The 16,778-nt window shown below is 64.9% G+C and carries 15 protein-coding genes and 1 tRNA gene; 7 read left to right on the top strand and 9 right to left on the bottom strand.

Features of this window, described 5'->3' with window-relative positions; genetic code table 11:
• Window positions 1–11: 11 nt before the first annotated feature.
• The 5 genes from glnD (at window position 12) to AC1DYM_RS01530 (ending at window position 6,615) form a co-directional block, all read left to right on the top strand.
• Window positions 12–2,669 carry a [protein-PII] uridylyltransferase gene (glnD, locus tag AC1DYM_RS01550; protein WP_477335267.1) on the top strand — a complete coding sequence of 886 codons (2,658 nt, stop codon included), beginning with the start codon at window positions 12–14 and terminating at the stop codon, window positions 2,667–2,669.
• The gene (gene dapD, locus AC1DYM_RS01545; protein WP_477335472.1) at window positions 2,656–3,483 is read left to right on the top strand and encodes a 2,3,4,5-tetrahydropyridine-2,6-dicarboxylate N-succinyltransferase; all 828 of its coding nucleotides are present in this window, start codon (window positions 2,656–2,658) and stop codon (window positions 3,481–3,483) included. Before glnD ends, dapD begins: the two co-directional genes overlap by 14 nt.
• A gap of 2 nt (window positions 3,484–3,485) precedes the next feature.
• On the top strand, window positions 3,486–3,839 hold the full coding sequence (locus tag AC1DYM_RS01540) for a Spx/MgsR family RNA polymerase-binding regulatory protein (protein ID WP_477335265.1): 354 nt from the start codon (window positions 3,486–3,488) through the stop codon (window positions 3,837–3,839).
• A 13-nt stretch (window positions 3,840–3,852) separates the two neighbouring features.
• Complete coding sequence (gene dapE / locus AC1DYM_RS01535) at window positions 3,853–4,980, top strand: succinyl-diaminopimelate desuccinylase (RefSeq protein ID WP_477335263.1); 1,128 nt, start codon at window positions 3,853–3,855, stop codon at window positions 4,978–4,980.
• A 108-nt stretch (window positions 4,981–5,088) separates the two neighbouring features.
• On the top strand, window positions 5,089–6,615 hold the full coding sequence (locus tag AC1DYM_RS01530) for a hypothetical protein (RefSeq protein ID WP_477335261.1): 1,527 nt from the start codon (window positions 5,089–5,091) through the stop codon (window positions 6,613–6,615).
• 4 nt (window positions 6,616–6,619) lie between these two features.
• Here the strand turns inward: AC1DYM_RS01530 and AC1DYM_RS01525 are convergent, their stop codons facing one another.
• On the bottom strand, window positions 6,620–7,432 hold the full coding sequence (locus AC1DYM_RS01525; protein ID WP_477335259.1) for a phosphodiester glycosidase family protein: 813 nt from the start codon (window positions 7,430–7,432) through the stop codon (window positions 6,620–6,622).
• 104 nt (window positions 7,433–7,536) lie between these two features.
• Between AC1DYM_RS01525 and AC1DYM_RS01520 the strand changes: the two genes are divergently transcribed.
• Window positions 7,537–8,025 (top strand): NUDIX hydrolase, encoded by a 489-nt coding sequence (locus AC1DYM_RS01520; RefSeq protein WP_477335257.1) that lies wholly within the window; start codon window positions 7,537–7,539, stop codon window positions 8,023–8,025.
• 50 nt (window positions 8,026–8,075) lie between these two features.
• Here the strand turns inward: AC1DYM_RS01520 and parC are convergent, their stop codons facing one another.
• The 3 genes from parC to AC1DYM_RS01505 form a co-directional block, all read right to left on the bottom strand.
• Window positions 8,076–10,316, bottom strand: a complete 2,241-nt coding sequence (gene parC / locus AC1DYM_RS01515) for a DNA topoisomerase IV subunit A (protein WP_477335255.1) — start codon at window positions 10,314–10,316, stop codon at window positions 8,076–8,078.
• 151 nt (window positions 10,317–10,467) lie between these two features.
• Window positions 10,468–11,520: a proline iminopeptidase-family hydrolase gene (locus AC1DYM_RS01510; protein ID WP_477335253.1), complete on the bottom strand. Its 1,053-nt coding sequence runs from the start codon at window positions 11,518–11,520 to the stop codon at window positions 10,468–10,470.
• Between the two features lie 62 nt (window positions 11,521–11,582).
• Window positions 11,583–12,416, bottom strand: a complete 834-nt coding sequence (locus tag AC1DYM_RS01505; RefSeq protein ID WP_477335251.1) for an endonuclease/exonuclease/phosphatase family protein — start codon at window positions 12,414–12,416, stop codon at window positions 11,583–11,585.
• Between the two features lie 180 nt (window positions 12,417–12,596).
• On the opposite strand from AC1DYM_RS01505, the gene AC1DYM_RS01500 reads away from it, so the two are divergent.
• Window positions 12,597–13,079 carry a hypothetical protein gene (locus AC1DYM_RS01500; protein ID WP_477335249.1) on the top strand — a complete coding sequence of 161 codons (483 nt, stop codon included), beginning with the start codon at window positions 12,597–12,599 and terminating at the stop codon, window positions 13,077–13,079.
• A 13-nt stretch (window positions 13,080–13,092) separates the two neighbouring features.
• Here the strand turns inward: AC1DYM_RS01500 and AC1DYM_RS01495 are convergent, their stop codons facing one another.
• The 5 genes from AC1DYM_RS01495 to AC1DYM_RS01475 form a co-directional block, all read right to left on the bottom strand.
• Window positions 13,093–13,647: a hypothetical protein gene (locus AC1DYM_RS01495; RefSeq protein WP_477335247.1), complete on the bottom strand. Its 555-nt coding sequence runs from the start codon at window positions 13,645–13,647 to the stop codon at window positions 13,093–13,095.
• 594 nt (window positions 13,648–14,241) lie between these two features.
• Window positions 14,242–14,317: transfer RNA gene (locus AC1DYM_RS01490), tRNA-Phe, on the bottom strand.
• Between the two features lie 66 nt (window positions 14,318–14,383).
• Window positions 14,384–14,662: an oxidative damage protection protein gene (locus AC1DYM_RS01485; RefSeq protein ID WP_477335245.1), complete on the bottom strand. Its 279-nt coding sequence runs from the start codon at window positions 14,660–14,662 to the stop codon at window positions 14,384–14,386.
• Complete coding sequence (mutY, locus tag AC1DYM_RS01480) at window positions 14,659–15,705, bottom strand: A/G-specific adenine glycosylase (RefSeq protein WP_477335243.1); 1,047 nt, start codon at window positions 15,703–15,705, stop codon at window positions 14,659–14,661. Before mutY ends, AC1DYM_RS01485 begins: the two co-directional genes overlap by 4 nt.
• Complete coding sequence (locus AC1DYM_RS01475) at window positions 15,702–16,772, bottom strand: AsmA family protein (protein WP_477335241.1); 1,071 nt, start codon at window positions 16,770–16,772, stop codon at window positions 15,702–15,704. The genes mutY and AC1DYM_RS01475 overlap by 4 nt, the downstream gene beginning before the upstream one ends.
• Between the last annotated feature and the right edge of the window lie 6 nt (window positions 16,773–16,778).

Raw genomic sequence — 16,778 nt, 5'->3', positions numbered from 1 at the left:
AGGGCTCCGACGTGACGCTTCCGCCGCTTCCACGCCTGCCCGCCGTCGTGCCGCGATCGGGCGTCTCGCCCGAGGCGCGGCGTTCGTTGCGCCAGTTGCTTGGCGATGTGGATCGCTCGCTCGCCGTCGCCTTTCGTGAGGGGGAAGACGCCTCGGCCCTGGCCCGTCGCCGGTCCGAGATCGTCGACCGCATCGTGGTCCATGCCTGGGGCGCCTGCCTGGGCGACATGGCGGCCGGTGCCCTGTTCGCCGTCGGTGGCTTCGGCCGCGGCATGCTGTTTCCGGCGTCCGATGTCGACCTGCTTGCCCTGGTGGCCGAGACCTCGCCCGCCCTGCACCGCGCACTGGAAAGCTTCTTCGGCTGTCTGTGGGATATCGGCCTGAAGCCGGGCCACGCGGTGCGCACGGTCGAACAGTGCCGTGAGCTCGCCGCCAGCGATGCCAGCGTGTTCACCAGCCTGCTCGACGCGAGGCGCCTGGCCGGCTGGCCCATCCTGGCCGAGAGTCTTCGCGGGATACTCGACGACCCCGCCCTGTGGCCCCCGCGCCAGTACCTCGCCGCGCGCCTCGCCGAACGCGATGCGCGTCACGCGCGCTATGACGACACGGCGCAGAACCTCGAACCCAACTTGAAAGACGGCCCCGGCGGGCTGCGCACGCTCGACGCGTTGCGCTGGCTGGGTCGTCGCCTGGCCGACGCTCCCGATTTCGACGATATGGTCGCGGAAGGACTGCTGGAACCTGTCGAGGCCACCAAGCTCGCTCGCGCCGAGGAGACCCTGCGTCGTTACCGCTATGCGCTCCATCTCGAAGCGGGCAGGGCGGAAGAGCGCCTGCTGTTCGATTACCAGCGTGGCCTGGCCAAGCAGCTAGGCTTCGAGGACGAGCACGCCAAGAACCTCGGCGTCGAACAGTTCATGCAGGGCTATTACCGCGCGGCCACGCAGATCGAGCGCTCCGGCACCCAACTGGTCGAACGCTTCGAGGAAATGCTCGATCCCGCGACCGAGGCCTTGCCGGTAGGCACCGACTACGTGCGCCACGGTTCGCGTATTTCGTTGCGCAACCCGCAGCTGTTCGTGCGCCGCCCGGCATCGCTGGTGGAGATCTTCATCGCACGGCTCGACGAGCCGGGCATCACCGGTTTCACCGCGGAAACCATGCGGCGCATCCAGCATGCCGTTTCCCTCCACGGCGAATCCCTGGCGGACGACCCGCAGGTGCTCTGCGCGTTCCTGGCGCTGCTCCGGCGAGGCGCGCCCGCCGTGGAAGCGCTGTGGCGGATGAACCGGCATGGCCTGCTCGCCGCGATCCTGCCAGCATTCGGCAAGGTCGTCGGCCGCATGCAGTACGACCTCTTCCATGTGTACACCGTGGACGAACACACGCTGCGCGTGTTGCGCAACGTGGCGCGCTTCGCCGATTCCGCGGCGCGCCGCGATTTTCCGATCGCCTGCGAAATCTGGCCGCATGTCGAAAAGCCGGAGCTGATGCTCCTGGCGGCCCTGTTCCACGACATCGCCAAGGGCCGCGGCGGCGATCACTCGACGCTGGGCGAAGAAGATGCGCGAGCGTTCTGCGCGCGTCTTGGCCTGCTGCAGGAAGATACCGACCTGGTAGCGTGGCTGGTTCGCCATCATTTGTTGATGAGTACGACAGCGCAGCGCCAGGATATTACCGACCCTGACGTCGTGCATCGCTTCGGTGCGACGGTCGGGGACTGGGAGCACCTCGACCACCTGTACCTGCTGACGATCGCCGACATCATCGGTACGAGTCCGAAGCTATGGAACGCTTGGAAGGACCGGCTGCTCGCCGATCTCTACACGTCGACGCGCTTCGCCCTGCGTAGCGACCTCACGCCGCCGGCCCACGCGGGCATGCGCCTGCGTGAAACACGCGAGCGTGCACTCGGCATGCTGGTCGCCGAGCATGTGGCGGCAGACGACATCGCCGGTGTGTGGGCGGAATTTCCGGACCTCAGCTTCCTGCGGCACCGCCCCGAACAGATCGCGTGGCAGACCGCCGCGATCCTGCGCGCCCGTGGCGCGACACCGCTGGTCGAGGTGCATCCGTTCTCCGTACGCGGCAGCACGGAACTGTTTATCTACACGCCCGACCGTGATGGCCTGTTCGCCACGGTGACGGCCATGCTCGATCGCCTGCGCTTCTCCGTCGTCGAGGCCCGCATCCTTGTCTCCAGCACCGGCAAGGCGCTGGATACCTTCCTGTTGCTCGAGTCGGAATCGCAGGCCCCTGCGTCGCTCCAGCGCGCCGAGGAACTGCGCTCGCGCATGCTGCGGGCGCTCGACCAGCCGGCCGGGCAGGGGCCGCCGAAACGCAGTCTTTCGCGGCACCTTCGCCATTTTCAGATGACACCGCGCATCGAGTTCGTCGATGCCGGCGAACGCACACAGCTTGCGCTGGTATGTACCGACCGGCCCGGACTGCTGGCCGCCGTGGCCCAGGCGCTGGCCGAAGCCGAGGTGCGCGTGCATGATGCGCGTATCGCGACGTTCGGTGAGCGTGTCGAAGATTTCTTCCAACTTACCGATCGCAGCAACGCGCCGCTGTCTCCGCCACGCCGTGAGATCCTGCGCGAGTGCCTGCTTCGTCATATCGGTTTCGAAAACCCCAGGAACAGTTTGAATGCAGATGCAAACGCTTGAGTCCCTTATCGACGACGCCTTCGAACGTCGTCTCGACCTCAACCAGACCGAAATCGAAGGCGGTCTCCGTGACGCGGTCGACCAGGTGCTCAACCTGCTCGAGTCCGGCGAGCGTCGCGTCGCCGAGCCGGATGGCAAGGGTGGGTGGACAGTCAATGCGTGGCTGAAGAAAGCCGTGCTCCTGTATTTCCGCATGAATGGTAACCGCGTCATGGATGGCGGCCCGTCGAGCGCCTTCGACAAGGTTCCGCTGCGCTTCGCCGACGGCGACGCCCACGAATACGCCAGCCTCGGCGCGCGCATCGTGCCAGGTGCGCTGGTCCGTCGGGGTGCGCACATCGCGAAGGATGCGGTGCTGATGCCCAGCTACACCAACATCGGCGCTTACGTGGGGGCCGGCAGCATGATCGACACCTGGGCCACCGTCGGCTCCTGCGCGCAGATCGGCGCCGGTGTTCACCTCAGCGGCGGCGTTGGCATCGGCGGCGTGCTCGAGCCGCTGCAGGCCAATCCCACGATCATCGAAGACAACTGCTTCATCGGCGCGCGCTCCGAAGTCGTCGAAGGCGTGGTGGTGGAGAAGGGTTCGGTGATCGGCATGGGCGTGTTCCTCGGCCAGTCCACCCGCATCTACAATCGCGCCACCGGCGAGGTCAGCTACGGCCGCGTCCCGGCCGGCAGCGTCGTCGTTGCCGGCAGCCTGCCGGCGAAGGACGGGAGCCATAGTCTCTACGCGGCGATCATCGTCAAGCAGGTCGACGAAAAAACGCGCTCGAAGACCGGCATCAACGAACTGCTGCGCAGCGGCGAATAACCATGGCCGTCATCCTGTACGGCTTGCCGACCTGCGATACGTGCAAGAAGGCGCGCAACTGGCTCACGCGTTTCGAGGTGGCCCACGAGTTCGTCGACTACCGCGCGCATCCCGTGCCGTCGGCCACGCTCAAGGCATGGGCGGAGAAAGTCGGTGGTTGGGAGAAGCTGATCAACAAGGCATCCACGACCTGGCGCACGCTCCTGCCGCAGCGCAAGGATCCGCGCACGGATCCCGAGTGGACGCTGTTGCTTAAGGAATACCCGGCGCTTATCAAACGGCCGGTGGTGGTCGACGGTGACGATGTCGCCGTTGGCTTCTCGGACAATGCATTCAAGAAACGATTCGGCAAGTAAGGCAAGCGAGCCCATGTCTCCCGTCATCGAACTCACTCACGATCTCATCCGTCGACGCTCGGTGACGCCGGAGGATGCGGGATGCCTGCCACTGATCGCGGAGCGGCTCTCTGCGGTCGGTTTCCAGATCGAGCACCTGCGCTTCGGCGATGTGGACAATCTGTGGGCGACCCACGGCACCTGCGGCACCGTGCTCGCCTTTCTTGGCCATACGGATGTCGTGCCGACCGGGCCGGAAGCGAACTGGGCCTCGCCACCCTTCGAGCCCACCGAGCGCGACGGACTGCTCTATGGGCGCGGCACGGCCGACATGAAGGGCTCGGTGGCCGCCATGGTGGTCGCGCTGGAACGGTTCGTCACCGCCCAGCCCGACCACCGCGGTACGGTCGGTCTGCTGCTGACCAGTGACGAAGAGGGTGTCGCGCTGCATGGCGTTCGCGAAGTGGTCGAACACTTCGCGCGGACCGGCCAGCGCATCGACGCCTGCGTGGTCGGCGAGCCGTCTGCGAAGACAACGCTGGGCGATCTCATTCGCGTGGGACGCCGCGGTTCGCTCTCGGGCACGTTGACGGTGCAGGGCGTGCAGGGCCACGTTGCCTATCCGGAGAAGGCGACGAATCCTATCCACCGCTTCGCGCCCGCCCTGGCGGCGCTGACGGCGGAACGATGGGACGAAGGCAATGCGGACTTCCCGCCGACGTCGTTCCAGGTATCCAATATCAACGCGGGGACGGGCGCGAACAACGTCATTCCGGGTGAACTGGTGGCCCTGGTCAATTTCCGTTTCTCCACCGCCAGTACGGCCGCGGAGCTGCGCGAGCGCACCGAAGCGATCCTTCGCAGGCATGGTGTGAGCTTCTCGATCGACTGGCACCTTTCCGGACATCCGTTTCTCGCGACGCCGGGTGGAAAACTGCGCGAAGTCGTCGTCGGTGTATGTCGCGACCTGTGTGGCATCGATCCCGAACAGAGCACCGGTGGTGGCACCTCGGACGGTCGCTTCATCGCGTCCATGGGGGCCGAAGTGATCGAGCTGGGGCCGGTGAACGCGACGATCCACAAGGTGGACGAGTGCGTATCGATCACCGATCTCCAGCGCTTGCCCGACCTTTATCTGGCCATTTGTGAGCGGCTTCTCTAGCTAATTGAGCTAATCCCCACAGCGATTGGAGTGCGCGCCCGATACGTGGTCGCGTGCGCAACCGCGAAGCTCTTCCCGCCCGCTAATGGGTGGAAGCAGGGATACGACATGAGAACTCACGCGTGCACCGCGCTCGCGGTGCTGATCGCCGTTGCGATGTGCCCGACGGCGGCAGCCATCACAGTGGACAGCGCCAGTGTCGCCGGCGTCACCATCGTCACCGTGGGCGGCGACGACAATCTCGTCGACGTCGAGTCGAAAATCAGCCAATGGCTCGACCAGGGAAAGCGGCTCGCCGTGACGGGACCCTGGTACTTCCTTCGTTTGCTCAGGCCGGGGGGCGTCCATGCCTGGCCCGCAACCAATACCATCGTCCTCGATCCGGCCGAGGGATTGGGTATCTTCGGTTTCGATGCCACGGACGCTGCCCATCGTGTGGCAGTCCTGACGGGCTGGGCGTGGGCCGAACGCGGCGAGATCGATGAGGCGCCGCGTCCGGTTCGTTCCGCCAGCACCACATCGCGCTCGATGGATGTGAACTTCGACCTGCTGGCGGCATCGCCGGCATCCGTGTGCCGGGCTTTCCGCCGGAAGATGGCCGCCGCCGTATTCGGGCAGCGGCTTCCGGCCAGCGACGAACTCCTCGTCCTCGCCACGGAATTGCGCCGATGGTGCCAGTACGGAAACCTTTCGATGCACGTCGCGGCCCCACCGCAGTTCACCATCGCGCCCTTCCGTAGCACGGACGAGCCGCGCTTGAGCCTTGCATCGGAATGGGTCCTGCTGCGCAACGACGATCCGGTCGACCCGGGCGGTACGACCTTTCTGTTCTGGGCGAAGACCGTCGGCGACGGTGCCGGTACGGGCTTCGGACGGCGCGCGGGTACCGAAGGCAAGTTCGATGCTGTCCAGGGTGGCTTGCGACGCCTGCTCGATGCCAGCATCCACAGCGGGTGGGGGCCTATCGAATACGACGGTGTCACGTCGGCGTGGCCCGTCGATTCGTCCTTTCCGGCTACGGCGAACACCCGCCTGTTTCTCTGCGACATGGAGGGTGGACAGGAGCTCTTCGGCTGCCCAGTGGGACAGCGGCTGCGGACACTGTTTCCTTCCGATTCCATCGATGGGGCCGTCAGCGTGTCCCATGCGGAACGCTTTGTCGTCGGCGGCAGCGCGCAGGCCGGGGTTTCGGTCGACACGACAGGCAAGGTCACGCCGAACATCAGCTTCAACCTCAACCTGGCCCAGGCGCGAACGGACACCGCTCAATCGGAAATGCACTTGGTGCAGACGCGGACGAATGCTGACACGCGGTTCTACCGGACCACTCGATGGACCCCGGATGTTCCCGCGATCTACAACTGGGTCAACGCCCGCAGGCACAATGGGAGCCTGGTTCAGGCGACGCCGCTCGCCGGCACCCTCAATCCCCAGTACGAAGTGGTCTGGGAGTTCCCGCTCCGTGGCAACGAAGGGCGGCAGCTCTCGTACAACATAATCTACGAGGCAGGATGGAACACCTGCTTCAACGGCCCCGGCTGCACGTCGTACATGCGTCCGCCGGACCGCACGCTGCAGGCCAAAGCCCGTGTCGGCTGGAAAGATCGCGTCACGTTGCTGCTGCCTTACGATTGATCGCTCAGCGTTGCTTTGGAAAGACTGCGATCATGCCCGCGTAGGGTTTGGTCATGAACGCCGGCGCGCCCGCATAACCATCATCGGGCGTGAAGGCCTGCGAGATCGTGCCGTCAAGGAAGAGTGCATCCCGACAGCCGATCTCGTCGCGGAACAACCGGGCGAAACTGTGGAAATTGACGGGTACGCGACTGACCACGAAGACCACCTCGTGCGCGGTCTTTGCACAGACGCCGCTGCGCCATTTCATGCTGTCGGAGCCGTTGTCGAACTGGGGATTGATCTCACCATCGATGACCAGCATCGGCCCGGACTGCGTGGCCCAGCGTGCTTTTCGGCCAGCGTCGCGAAATCCTTCGCTGGTGTGGACGTCGGCGGTGCCATCGTCGTAGACGGCAAACACGCCGTTGGGCAGCAACGAGAAATTGCCCGAGCGCGGGTTGCCATGAATCAGGTTCAGCGGAACGAGCGCCTTGCCGTTCTCGACATACAGGCCGAGCGGCTTGAACTCGCGATCGTAGATGCCCGCATTGGTCGCGAACGAGAGCGGCCGGCCCTTTCCCGTGGTCCAGGTGCGTAGGGCGTCGATCGTGCTGAAGGGCTGCTCAGTATCGGGATTGCGCCAGTACAGCTCGATGTCTTCGCGGCGGGTATCGACCGTCACGGCGAAATAGGACTGGCTGTCGAATACCAGGTCGCGACTGTCGACGGCGTCGGCCGGCGCGACGCAACCCATGGCAGCGCCCGCCAGGGCGGTTGCGATGGCCAGGCGAGCCAGAAACGAGCGGGTCTTACGGGGAAGGGACGGGTGAGGCATCCGTCGATGGTCGCCGGGTCGCCCCGGCCACGCAAGAGGCGAAACGCCGCCTTCGCGTGGGGAGCGGGTAAACTTCGGTTTTTTTCCGCCTTGTTGCCACCGCCATGCCTTATACGCCCATCGTCGCCACGCTCGGCTACGTCATGTCGCCGGACGGCCAGCGCGTCCTCATGATCCACCGCAACGCGCGTCAGGACGACCAGCACCTGGGCAAGTACAACGGTCTCGGCGGCAAGATGGAGGCCGGGGAGGACATCGCCGCCTGCATGCGCCGCGAAATCATGGAAGAGGCGGGCATCGAGTGCCTGGAGATGCGCCTGCGTGGCACGCTCAACTGGCCGGGCTTCGGTAAACAGGGCGAGGACTGGCTCGGCTTCATTTTCGTCATCGACCGCTACACAGGGACGCCCTTCGAGTCCAACCCGGAGGGCAAGCTCGAGTGGGTTCCCTTGAATGAGCTCGACGCCTTGCCGATGTGGGAAGGCGATCGTCACTTTCTGCCGCTGGTGTTCGACAACGATCCCCGGCCGTTTCACGGCGTGATGCCGTACAAGGACGGGCGGATGGTGTCCTGGAGGGTGACGCGGCTGTAGGAGATCGCCGATAAATCGGCGATGGCCCCGGCAGGGGCCACCCCCTGGCCTCAGCCCGTCGTTTCGATCCGCTCCACCCGACGAAGGCCCCGAGGCAGTACACCGCCTCGCGTGGCCCGGCTACCGCCGTACTCGACGAGGTCGGCCCACTTCAGCGTCAGCTTGCGCTGCCCCGCATAAAGAGTGATCTCACCCTTACCCTCGGTGACCACGGCGACGCCGACGACGCGTTCTTCGCCCGAGACCAGTTTTGCCTTCGGAATCTCGATGAGCTTGTTGCCCTTGCCTTTGTCGAGTTCGGGAAGCTCGGCCACCGAGAACATCAGCAGGTGACCTTCGCCGGTGACCACGACGATGCGGTCACGCGAGGGATCGGCCGAGATCGTGGGCGCCAGGACGCGGGCACCGTCGCTCAGCGAGATGATCTGCTTGCCGGCCTTCTGCCGGCCTGTCAGCGCTTCGAAGCGGGTGACGAAGCCGTAGCCGAAGTCGGTGGCCAGCACGACCCGCGTGTCATTGTCCGCCGTGACGACCGCATCGAAGCGGGCGCCCGCCGGTGGGCTGAAACGGCCCGTCAATGGCTCGCCATTGCCGCGGGCCGACGGGAGTGTATGTGCCGGCGTCGCATACGCGCGACCGGTGGAATCGATGAAGGCGACCTGTTGTGTCGTACGCGCGCGGGATATCGCCAGCAGGCTGTCGCCGTCGCGGTAGGAGAGCGCCTCGCCGTCGATATCGTGGCCCTTGCCGGCGCGCACCCAGCCCTTCTGCGAGAGCACCACGGTGACCGGTTCGGAGGCGACCAGGGCGCTCTCGTCCAGGGCCTGGGCGACACTACGCTCGATCAGCGGCGAGCGGCGCTCATCGCCGTATTTCTCGGCATCGCTGCGCAGTTCTTCCTTGATCAGGCTCTTCAGTTTGGCGGGTGATTTCAGGAGCACGTTGAGGCGTGCGCGCTCTTCCTCGAGCTTGTTGCTTTCTTCATTGATCTTCATTTCCTCGAGGCGAGCCAACTGGCGCAGCTTGGTCTCGAGGATGTAGTCGGCCTGCTCGTCGTCGAGGCGGAAGCGGGCGATGAGCACCGGCTTGGGCTCTTCCTCGGTGCGGACGATGCGGATGACTTCGTCCAGGTTGAGGTACGCGATGCGCAGGGCATCGAGCAGGTGCAGGCGGCGCTCCACCCGGCCCAGGCGGTGGTTGAGGCGACGCGTGACCGTATCGGTGCGGAAGCGCAGCCACTCGGTCAGGACCATCTTGAGGTCCTTCACCTGCGGGCGGCCATCCAAGCCGATCATGTTCATGTTGACGCGGAAGCTCTTTTCCAGATCCGTGGTGGCGAAGAGATGCTGCATCATCTCGTCGGCATCGACGCGGCTGGAGCGCGGCACCAGCACGAGGCGGATCGGGTTCTCGTGGTCCGACTCGTCGCGGAGGTCCTCGATCATCGGCAGCTTCTTCGCGCGCATCTGTGCGGCGATCTGCTCGAGGATCTTCGACGGCGATACCTGGTGCGGCAGCGCGGTGATGATGATGTTGCCTTCATCGCGCTCGTACACGGCACGGGCGCGGATGGAGCCGCCACCGGTCTGGTACATCGCCATGATCTCGCGGCGCGGCGTGATGATCTCGGCCAGCGTGGGGTAATCCGGCCCGTGTACGTGTTCGCACAGATCGGCAATCGTCGCGTCCGGATCGTCGAGCAGGCGGATGCAGGCGCTCGCGATCTCGCGCAGGTTGTGCGGTGGGATATCGGTCGCCATGCCCACGGCGATGCCCATCGAGCCGTTCAGCAGCACATGGGGCACGCGTGCCGGCAGCCAGGAGGGCTCCTCCATGGTGCCGTCGAAGTTCGGTACCCAGTCCACCGTGCCGTGCTGCAGCTCGGAGAGGAGTACCTCGGCGATCGGGGTCAGGCGCGATTCGGTGTAACGCATCGCGGCGAAGCTCTTCGGGTCGTCCGGCGAGCCGAAGTTCCCGTGGCCGTCGACCAGCGGATAGCGGTACGAGAATGGCTGGGCCATCAGGACCATGGCCTCGTAGCAGGCCGAATCGCCGTGCGGATGGAACTTGCCGATCACGTCGCCGATGGTGCGCGCGGATTTCTTCGGCTTGGCGGTGGCCGACAAGGCCAGCTCGCTCATCGCGTAGATGATGCGGCGCTGGACCGGCTTGAGCCCGTCACCCACGAAGGGCAGGGCGCGGTCCAGCACCACATACATGGAATAGTCGAGGTACGCCCGCTCAGCGTAGTCCTTGAGCGGGATCTGTTCGTAATTGGCTTGCAGATTCATGGGCTTGGCTGTCCGGCTGGCGCGCTAAGGCGCGTCGTTAACCGGGTGATGTTGCCAGAAAGCCGTCTCACAGGTGTAGACCCATAGATAAATGTAGGAGCCGATTCATCGGCGAAAAGCCAACGAAGCAATGAAGCGGTGCCCTCCACCCTCAGCGCAAAGCCTTCCCAGAGTCGACATCCTTCAAAAACCCGACCAACCCGGTGAAATACGTCTCCTGATCGTCATACATCGCCAGGTGCCCACCCTTCGGGCACAGCAGGAATCGGGCGTTGGGCATTTTCTTCGCCATGGCTTCCATGTACTTCGGATCCATCGTGTCGTACTGCGCGCCAATGACCAGGGTCGGCACCTTGATCGTCTTCAGGTCCTTGCTGCGGTCCCAGTGCAGCAGCTTGCCGCTGGCGCCGAGTTCGCTGGGCCCCTGCATCGACACGTAGATCTGCTCGTTGAGATGACCGAACGAGCGCTGCACCGGCTCCGGCCACTGGTCGGCCGGCATGCGCAGGATGTGCTGCTCGTAGTGCATCGGTATCAGGAGTGCCATGTACGCCGGGTCCGCGGTTTTCTTCTCCGCTTCCATGCGCTTGACCTCGGTGAGCTTCTTCTGGTCCATGGCGGGCATCAACACCTTGGTCGCGTACTGGTTGTAGGCAGGGATGCTGTCGACCATGTTCGAGATGATCAGGCCCTTGAGGTGTTGCGGGTACTTCAGGGCGTACTCGATCGCGAGCACGCCACCCCAGGAGTGGCCGAGCAGGTAGAAGTTGTCCTTGTCCAGATGCAGCGCCTGGCGCACCTGCTCCACCTCATCGACGAAACGCGGGATTTCCCACAGCGACTCGTCCGTGGGCTTGTCGCTGAAGGCGGAGCCCAGCTGGTCGTAGTAGTAATACTCGATGCTGGCGCCCGGAAAATAGCTGTCGAAGGCTTCGAAGTATTCGTGCGTGGCGCCCGGTCCGCCGTGCAGCAGGAGCACCTTGATGGTCGGATTGTTGCCGACGCGCTTGGTCCAGACCCGGAATTTTCCCTTGGGTGTATCGATCGTGATCATCTTGACGCCACCCGACAGGACATCGTCGTGCCCCGCGTGATCGAAGTATGAGTTCGGCGACGTCCCGGTCGATGCGGCAGGCGCGGCAGGCGCGGCGATAGCGCCGGTGGCGCCCAGTGCCAACAGGAAAGCTGCAAGAAGATGACGCATGTCGTTGTCCCCCAAGGTGTGCCGCCGACTATTGCCGACAGCACCCCTCGCTGACAAGTCGTCTAGAGGCTGAAGTTCGCCTCGACCGGGAAGTGGTCGGATGGATAGTGGCCATCTTTCGAGGTGGTCACCGTCTGCACCGACGTAGCCTCCACGCCACGATAGAGGATCCAGTCGATTCGCTTCGTCGGTTTGCCGCTAAAGCCGTGGAAGGTATTCTCCGGGCCTTCTCGTTCCGGTGCGGCCGACCATGCGTCCTTTAATGCCGCCGTGAGCGTGGCGTGCGCTTCGCTCTCAGGTCCGGTGTTGAAGTCGCCGGTAACGATGACGGGTACGCCAGCGGGCAACTTGCCGATCCACGCCGCCATTTCACGGGCGCTGCGCGTGCGCGCTTCTTCATCCTGATCGCGGTACGGATAGTGCGTGTCGAGCAGATAGAAGCGCTTGTGGTCGGAGACGCGCTCGAACAACGCCCAGTTCACCATGCGCGGAAAGATGTTGCCCCAGGTGATGCTGGCGACCTTGTCCGGGGTATCGGAGAGCCAATAGTCCCCGCTGTCTACGAGCTTCAGGCGGTCCTTCCGGTAGAAGATGCCCATGTGCTCGTCGGCGTGACCGCCGAAGCGGTCGCGACCGAACCATGTGTATTCCGGAAGGCGCGCCACGGTCTCGTCGCCCTGTTCCTTCGCCAGTTCCTGCGTGCCGATGACATCCGGATGGAGGTGGCGGATCGTGTCGGCAAAGAGGTCTCGCCGGGCCTCCCAACGATCCGGACCATCCTTGCCCGTGATGGTGCGGACATTGAACGACAGCACCCGCAGTTCATCGGCAATAGCCGGTTGCGCGATGGTCGCGGTGAGCGCGGCGAAAAGTGCGAGTCGGGACAGCCGAATCATGCCTGGAGGATTCCTGTTGACGGGGAGTCTTCCGAATATATCGACGTAACAAGGTGATTTCCGTTACCTGGGTCCCGCCGGCGAGCGACACCATGCCGCGCCCCGATTGCCGGGCGATGGCGGCCACCGGCCCTGCCGATCAGTCAGAATGGGGCGAACTTACGCAGCAGCGGAACCGCTATGAATCCTCCAGAGCCCGATGTGCCGCGGTCCGCCGCCAACGGTCGTCGCGTAGCGCTCGTCGTCATCCTGATTGCATTCGTTGCCTCGGCGACTACGGCCATGCTGGCGTTTACGGCCTCGCATCGGGCGCGTACCGCGGACGCCACGGCGCAGACCGCAGACATCGCTGACCTGCGAGCGGCCCTTGCCGAATGGCAGGCGCAGGTGACCGAGGCGCAGCGCGCAGGGCATGACGAGGCGCCGCAGCGCCTGGGCATGCTGGCGTCGCGCGCAGCAGCGCTATCGGCGTGGAAGCCTCGTACGCCTTGCGGTCAGCAGGCTCGGGAGCAGCTTCGGGTGGCCATGGATGCGCGCGTCCGGCGCGTCGGGGAAGTGCTTGCCGGAAAGCCCGAAGGCCTGGATCGGGTCGACGAGCAGACGAGTCTTGAAGGCGCGCTTCATCAGTGTGAGGTCGAGCCGGGTCGTGATGTGAATATCTGAAGAGCGACTCGCACTACTCGAACCATTTGGCGAGCGTTTTCGCGCCGCCGTCTGCGAGCCAGACAAAGAGCCCGCAGCAAGCCAGCGTGACCGTGGTACTGATCGTGCCCACGCTCTTCCAGGAAGGAAGGCGCGCAAGGTGCCCTTCGAATCGAATGAGCTGCCTGTCGGCTTCGCGTTGGCGTTCTTCCTGTCGATCGAACCGCTCTTCGGCGCGATTAAACCGTTCGTCGACGCGATTGAACCGTTCGTCGACGCGATCGAGGCGTTCTTCAACGCCGACGAGCCTCACTCCGATCGCTGCCGTCTGGATCTTCAATTCGATGATGCCTTCGCCGACTTTGTCGAGACGTTGTTCGACCTTGTCCAGGCGTCTGTCCATGTTGTCCAGACGCCCGTCCATGCTCTGGAGCCTTCCGTCGATGCTCCTGAGCAGGGTTTCGATAGTCACTGGATGGTTCTCCGCTCGCTGTGCGTTGGGAGCGTCAGCGTAACGGGGTGGATAGTCGTCTGAATTGAGAATCGCGACCGATTTAGGCGTGTCGGGTGTCGGGCTCAGGATTGTCATGGAGGATCTCCGCAGCGTCCGGACAAGACTGGCCGTGGAAGGCAAGTCCGTCTGTAGCGCGCGCCCACGTCATGATGTCGGTCGTCAGTGAGGAACGCCGTGATGCAAGAAGGCCCGCATGTCGGCGGGCCTTCGGATACAGGATCGGAATGGCTTCTGGTCTTTGCGACTCAGCCACTGCACTGAATCATGATGTCTCGCTTCGGCATGACGCCGCCCGCCGACTTGTATGGTGTGGAGCTGTAGTTGACCTGGGCTCCTTCGGAGCGATCGAGCACTTCGTAGGGTCCATGGCAGAGGCCGGTTGCCTTGTTGTAGCAGTCGCCGATGGTTTGCGAGCCCGAATCGCAAGAGACCACAAGAGCCTGGTCACCATCGGGAAGTGTTACCTGCCTGGATCCGGCGCATCCGGCCAGGAGGCCGACGACGAATATCGATAGAGCGATTCGCGCTGCTGCCATGTGACGCTACCCCCGAATCCGTGCGATTGAGCATGCGCCGGCGAGAACGGGCGCGACGAGACACGCAGCGTTTGTAGCAAGGGGGGAGGCTATTAGCAACGCTGTGTTCGCGACGAGGCGGAGCGTTGATAAATGGTGGCTCGGGACGGAATCGAACCGCCGACACGGGGATTTTCAATCCCCTGCTCTACCAACTGAGCTACCGAGCCACAGATGCCTGCAACGAATGTTGCGGCGAGTGGAGCCGCGTATTAAATCCGTTGCGGGCGTCGGCGTCAAGCCTCTCGTTCGGGCGGAACGTAGCCGGCGGGCTGGACCACGTCGCCGCCGAAGAAGTACTTCTCCATTTCGCCGCTGAGGAAGCCGCGGGTCTTCGGGTCGAGCGGGGAGAGGCGCATCTCGTTGATCAGCATGGTCTGGTGGGCCAGCCACTGCGCCCATGCCTCCTTGGAGACGTTCTCGTAGATGCGCTTGCCGAGGTCACCGGGCCAGGGGGCGAAGTCGAGGCCTTCGGCGTCGTGGCCGAGTTTCACGCAGTGAACGATGCGCGTCATGGGGATATCTCCGAAAGGTTGTCCAGTAGCGTGCGTACCGGGGCAGGCAGGCCGAGCGAGGCGATGTCGTCGCGATCGCACCAGCGCTGGTCGGGACGGTCTGCTACGGCGGCGAGGGGGGCCGCATGGTCGAACAGGATGGGTGAAACGTCCAGTCGGTAATGACTGAAGACGTGGGTGAAGGCGGGCAGAGGGTCCGCGTCGCCGACGCGCGCGATACGCGCCGCGACACCGGGGGCCACTGTCGCATCGGCTGCCTCGGGAAGGCTCCACAGGCCGGACCAGACACCCTGCGCGCCACGCTTTTCGAGAAGGATGCGACCGCGAGCGTCGCGGAGCAGCAACATCGACAGCGCGCGGGTCGGAATCTTCTTGCTGGGCTTGGCGGTGGGCAAGGTCGCGGTCAGCCCGTCGCGCAGCGCCACGCAACTCGCGGCCTGCGGGCACAGGGGGCACAGCGGCTTGCTACGCACGCAGACGGTTGCGCCGAGGTCCATGACCGCCTGCGTGAAGTCGGCCGTCCGGGTGGGTGGCGTGTGTTCGTCAGCAAACAGCCACAGGCGCTTCTCGACGGCGCTTTCGCCGGGGTGTCCGGCCACGCCGTGATAGCGCGTCAGGACGCGCTTGACGTTGCCGTCCAGGATCGGAAAACGAAGCCCATAGGCCTGCGCGAGGATGGCCCCCGCCGTCGATCGGCCGATGCCCGGAAGCGCCAGCAAGGCATCGATGTCGCGCGGCAGTTCACCGTCATGGCGTTCGACGCACAGCTGTGCGGCACGGTGCAGGAAGCGCGCACGCCGGTAGTAGCCGAGGCCGGACCATAAGGCCAGCACAGTGTCCTCATCGGCCTCGGCGAGCGAGGCGAGGGTAGGCAGCCGCTGCACGAAGCGCTCGAAGTAACCGATCACCGTCACGACCTGGGTCTGCTGCAGCATGATCTCCGACAGCCACACACGATAGGCATCGCGCGGATGCTGCCACGGCAGATCCTTGCGACCGTGATGGTCGTACCAGCGAAGCAGTTCGGTGGCGAAGGTGTTCATGGCGAGCGGGCGGGTGCGGCGGCGGTCGACGCCGGGGGCAGTGTCGAGGATCCTGCGGGCGCTGGCGAACCCGGCGTGGCGCGGACGCGCAAGCCCTTGATATGCACGCTGCCGACGTCGACCTGCGCGGCGTCGATCGTTCCTTGCACGGGAGGGAGGGAGGGCGGCTTGCCTGCGTGCATTCCCGCCCACCAGTCGGACAACGCCAGCGGCGGCAGATGCAGCTCTGCGTGGTCCTGTTCGCCGTCGATCTTCAGCGCTATCGACAGGGGATCCTGCTGGTTGGCTGGCGCGACGCCGAGCACGACGTCGTAAGGCGGAGCATCGGTACGCGTCACCCGCCCGGCCATCGAGCCGCCGATGTCCGCGCCGCCTCGCCAGGTCGCATCGCCGTGCAGCTTCGCGCTGAAGCGGCCCTTGCCGACCACGTCGACGTCGAGGTCGCCGAGCGTCAACACGCCGTCCGCGAGCGAGGGGGTCGCGGCGAGATCGAGGGCATAAGGCGCCTCATCCGCCGTGCTGGCATCGATCGACAAGGTAAAGCGATGCTGGTTGGCCAGGCGGCCCGCGTCGATATCGACGTTGGAGAGCAGGAGGCGGTTCCCGCGCAACAGGGCGCTGCGTGACACACGGAAGCCGGCATCGATGGTGGGCAGGATCGCGCCAGCCGTCGACGGGCGCGGCGGAAGCGTGTCGAGGTAGGCGGAGACGGCATCGACGTCGATGCGCGCACCTTCGATCTCAAGTCGCGAGATGGTGGCCTCGCCACCCAGCAGGGTGCGCCAGGGGAGAACCAGTTTGCCTCGCGCGGCGACGATCAATGGCGTGCTGCCGCCGTTGCCGCGCAGCGTGATGCCTTCCAGTTCCAGGGAAGGCTTCGGCCAGAGCGTCGGGCTGGCCGGATTCGCCAGCGAGAGCTCAAGGCCAGAGGCGCGCGCCTGCGACTGAAGGAGTGCCGTGAAGCGCTCGGGCTGCAGCACCACGTACATGGCGATCAGGGCCGCGATGATGACCGCGGCGACGATGCCGACGGCGGCGAGCAGGCCGATGCGCAGTCGACGGTTCATGACCGC

The organism is Luteibacter sp. P1_D3, from assembly GCF_056406135.1.
This window is presented reverse-complemented; position numbering and strand designations above follow the sequence as displayed.

Coding starts and splice junctions, on each gene's coding strand:
- dapE (WP_477335263.1), top strand. CDS start 3,853: ATGTCTCCCGTCATCGAACTCACTCACGATCTCATCCGTCGACGCTCG.
- AC1DYM_RS01525 (WP_477335259.1), bottom strand. CDS start 7,432: ATGCCTCACCCGTCCCTTCCCCGTAAGACCCGCTCGTTTCTGGCTCGC.
- AC1DYM_RS01520 (WP_477335257.1), top strand. CDS start 7,537: ATGCCTTATACGCCCATCGTCGCCACGCTCGGCTACGTCATGTCGCCG.
- mutY (WP_477335243.1), bottom strand. CDS start 15,705: ATGAACACCTTCGCCACCGAACTGCTTCGCTGGTACGACCATCACGGT.
- AC1DYM_RS01530 (WP_477335261.1), top strand. CDS start 5,089: ATGAGAACTCACGCGTGCACCGCGCTCGCGGTGCTGATCGCCGTTGCG.
- AC1DYM_RS01475 (WP_477335241.1), bottom strand. CDS start 16,772: ATGAACCGTCGACTGCGCATCGGCCTGCTCGCCGCCGTCGGCATCGTC.
- parC (WP_477335255.1), bottom strand. CDS start 10,316: ATGAATCTGCAAGCCAATTACGAACAGATCCCGCTCAAGGACTACGCT.
- AC1DYM_RS01505 (WP_477335251.1), bottom strand. CDS start 12,416: ATGATTCGGCTGTCCCGACTCGCACTTTTCGCCGCGCTCACCGCGACC.
- AC1DYM_RS01495 (WP_477335247.1), bottom strand. CDS start 13,647: ATGACAATCCTGAGCCCGACACCCGACACGCCTAAATCGGTCGCGATT.
- dapD (WP_477335472.1), top strand. CDS start 2,656: ATGCAAACGCTTGAGTCCCTTATCGACGACGCCTTCGAACGTCGTCTC.
- AC1DYM_RS01540 (WP_477335265.1), top strand. CDS start 3,486: ATGGCCGTCATCCTGTACGGCTTGCCGACCTGCGATACGTGCAAGAAG.
- AC1DYM_RS01485 (WP_477335245.1), bottom strand. CDS start 14,662: ATGACGCGCATCGTTCACTGCGTGAAACTCGGCCACGACGCCGAAGGC.
- AC1DYM_RS01510 (WP_477335253.1), bottom strand. CDS start 11,520: ATGCGTCATCTTCTTGCAGCTTTCCTGTTGGCACTGGGCGCCACCGGC.
- AC1DYM_RS01500 (WP_477335249.1), top strand. CDS start 12,597: ATGAATCCTCCAGAGCCCGATGTGCCGCGGTCCGCCGCCAACGGTCGT.